We start from the raw sequence: 318 nt of genomic DNA, 5'->3' as shown, positions 1-318 counted from the left end.
GTACTTTCGCGGATTTGAGGTCATCGAGCATCGAATCCGTAGTTTGCGCTCCTACGGATTGGGCCGGATGGCGATCGCCTCTCTGCCGGCACTGGGCACAGGCTTTCTGCCACGTGTCATTGCGGCGTTCGATGCCCCGTCCAGAAACGTGCAAATTTCGCTACAGGTGATGAGTTCGCGCGAAGTGCATGAGAAGGTCTCGGCTGGACAGGTGGATTTCGGCCTGATGTCCGACGAGATGTCGATGGCCGGCCTCGAACACTCGGTGTTCGCGCGTATGCGGGCTGTCGCAGTGATGAACTCGCATCATCCTTTGGC

General features: G+C 58.5%; 1 protein-coding gene. It reads left to right on the top strand.

Going from position 1 to position 318, the window contains the following annotated elements:
* Positions 1-67 precede the first annotated feature (67 nt).
* Positions 68-318: LysR substrate-binding domain-containing protein (locus HWY30_RS40970; protein WP_244145229.1), on the top strand; the 251-nt coding region annotated here is incomplete at its 3' end.

Source organism: Paraburkholderia tuberum STM678, from assembly GCF_902833905.1.
Lineage (GTDB): Bacteria > Pseudomonadota > Gammaproteobacteria > Burkholderiales > Burkholderiaceae > Paraburkholderia > Paraburkholderia tuberum.
This window is presented reverse-complemented; position numbering and strand designations above follow the sequence as displayed.